The organism is Solemya velesiana gill symbiont (genome assembly GCF_002020805.1).
Taxonomy (GTDB): Bacteria; Pseudomonadota; Gammaproteobacteria; order Chromatiales; family Chromatiaceae; genus Sedimenticola_A.
The window spans coordinates 1-2,982 of record NZ_MPRJ01000121.1; the positions used below are offsets into that span (position 1 = coordinate 1).

The 2,982-nt window shown below is 43.2% G+C and carries 2 protein-coding genes; both read right to left on the reverse strand.

Translation table 11 applies throughout. The features are described from left to right. Positions 1-173: 173 nt before the first annotated feature. Positions 174-2,102, reverse strand: coding sequence for an ATP-dependent nuclease (locus BOW53_RS12535; protein ID WP_078488306.1), 1,929 nt, complete (start codon positions 2,100-2,102; stop codon positions 174-176). 104 nt (positions 2,103-2,206) lie between these two features. Continuing rightward, the gene (locus tag BOW53_RS12540; protein ID WP_078488307.1) at positions 2,207-2,872 is read right to left on the reverse strand and encodes a RipA family octameric membrane protein; all 666 of its coding nucleotides are present in this window, start codon (positions 2,870-2,872) and stop codon (positions 2,207-2,209) included. Positions 2,873-2,982: the final 110 nt, after the last annotated feature.

Sequence of the window (2,982 nt, forward strand, 5' to 3'; positions counted from 1 at the left end):
AGCCACAAGGGGCTATCGATCACCGAATGAATTATTTATGGGGCGGCAAGTGGATTTGCTTGCTGCCTAATTGAATTGCAGTTATTACTTGAAACCGCCCATTATTATTTTTTCTTCATCATTAAGTTGAGATCTTAATGCGTCAATAATAAGGCGCGTGGTTGAAATTCTTGTTAGCTCTCAAGTGCTTTTTCAGCAAACGTAATTATGTTCATCGCCAACTTTTTTAATGACTCTGATTTTTCATCATTATTCCAAGCGCCTTCTAACGCTCGCGAGACAGCGAGCGGATTCTTATCTAAACCACCTGGCTGCCCATAGTATGCCGCTGCAGCATCGACATGAGCTTTCCAGTTATCACCGATTTCTTCTTCTACCGTCTTAGTGAGATTGTGTTCCCACATCGTGAGATCTGCTTTCCAGGCGTGCTTATCGGGCCATTCATCTATATCCACGTGCCCCATTAGCGACAGTATCGATGCATTGTCCTTTTTATGCATGTTTATATGATGCTCTCGCTCGGCATCTGTATCTGCGTCCATAACAACATAGACGGGAACTTTAAGCTGTCTAGCCATAGCAAGTGGTTTAATAATTTCACTTTTACCTCCTGTTGGCACTATGTGACAACCAAGCCTTCTATACTGGGTCATTAGTTTAAGAAGTGAGATATATGATGTGATGTGAGCGACATCTTCTAAGCCTTCAACAAGAATGAGTACCTTGCAGAAAAACATCTCATTTATACTTGGGCTAAGAGATGGAAACAGTTTTGCCAGCATTCCAGTCTCTTTAAGTAGCTTTTGCCCTGCCTTATGAAGGGAATCTGATAGGTCTTGATATGACAGCTGGGAAACTGTGGAGTATGACGGTTTTCCTGACTCCCTAACCACCCTTACTGTTTCGAAATCATCACCAGGGATGAATAAAGGACTGTGGGAACAAACGATAATTTGCGCATCATCAACTGCAAGATCGTGTAGTACTTCAGCTAGGTACCTCGCTTGTGGTGGATGTTGGTATAGCTCAGGTTCTTCTATTGCCAATATCAATGTTGGAGCATTTTCATCGGTTATGCTTGCAAGCTCCTGAAGAAGCGTGAGCATAAACGATCTTTGCATACCATGCCCAAACCTAGCCAGTTCACTTTCAAAACCACGCTCACCAACTTTAATGTAGGCCCATGGCTCTTCTACTTTTATGGATTTTTCGGAGTCTTGCTTCCATAATACCTTCGCGCTTGCCTCTGGGTGCGCCCAGTCTTTTAACCTCATTTCTATTGACCCAGATAGTCCGTCCAACACGGATTGCTCAGCATCAAGCATCTCTTGATAATCCTTCCTTAGGGCATCTCGAAGTTTTGATACCTTCTCTGTGAAATCCACCTTTGATCGAATAGTTCTAGCTAGTAGCTGACCCAAGCCAGAGTTTTTCGATTCCTGGCTTTCTTCGGTAATATCCTTAACAGCAGGTACAAATACCCATTGAAGGTGGGGAGCTAGTCTGTTTGCCCCCTTAGTGGCCCCATAGAATTGATCTTCGCTTGGAATTAGAGAGCACAAGCTTGGGCTGTTCGATTCAAAGTCTTGTAAGGCAGTAGCCATTGCTGCCTTTGACTTCGCGTCCTCTATCCCGGGGTAACTCGATTTAAGTTCGGCAAAAATCTCTTTTAACCTCGCAGCGCTTGCACCATTTTTTTCGGCTTCAAAGTATTGCCGAAATTCGCCCATACCTAACCGGCTTCCAAACTGACGGACCTCTGCCCGTTCCGTAACTGAATCATACTTAGCTATTGCAGAGACAATTAGTGTGTCTTGCCGAACATAATCAGATAGATCCGATTTCGCTTGCTCTGAAAGCTTGTAAAAAGTAACTGTTATCTTAATCGGCTTATTTATGTTCTTATGGTGGAAATCATCTGCAGAGAGTTTGCTCAGGTCTGTCTTAGAATCTTTGAATTGCCTGAAGAAAACGTTCATTGCAGCCAGAATTGTCGATTTACCAGCACCATTTGGACCAACAAAGCAAGAATAATTATCAAAGGAGACTGTTTCGTCTTTGAATCCTCGGAAATTCTCAACACGTACTGACTTGATCTTCATCTTCTATCCTTGCTGATGCGTTGTTGTTGTAAGGGCTAACGCCGCAAACACCGGAGGCAAAACCGGCGCGAAGCGGAGATTTTGACTTCCGCGTGATTTCCTTGTTAGCCATTTTTGACTCTGGATTTACGGAGCTTTGCTGTATGGAAGTAACCACCGCCATAAGAACGACCCAACCACAAAAACAGTATGCATGAGGCTACACTTAATGACAGCAAAACAACATAAAACCAATTCACGGAACTTTCTAAGCTGAACTCCGGTAGCGAATAGCCCAGCAAACAAAGCCAAAGACAGAACACATAAAGGCTGATAATTTGGTTAATCTTTGACACAGAAATTGATGATGGTCCAGTTACTAGATGAACAGCCTTTTCACTGAATTTTCTCATTGTATTTCTGGACATAACTATTTTGTAGAGTGGCCCCGTCACTTTATCTTCTAGTACGTCGACGTGCTTTTCCCAATTCTCTTGCCAGAATTTACTACCACGATTGACGCATACCCAAGCAAAAGAAAACACCATACCAAGACAAGAGAGGATTACAGCAAGATCTTGCTTGTTTTGTGCAGAGGACGATTGGACGGCAAGAAATCCAGCCATAGTTGCCCCGATGAATGTCCAGAAGTACGTTGCGCGTTTCCAATATAGCTCGATCTCGAACTTTCTTATGTCGAGAGCTTGCTTTAACGCTTCCGATTCTTTGCCTTTAAAGGCAGTCGCGTACTCCTCAGGAGTGACTTCCTTTGTTGTTGTTTCTTCCGTCATACTTTTTTAATGGTGTTGATTTGCAGTTAAAACTGACCCAGGTTTTGCATCTAATATTGACCCGCCTAGATAGCCGGATTATGGCCTGAGATTACTTTCTTTTTCCAGTT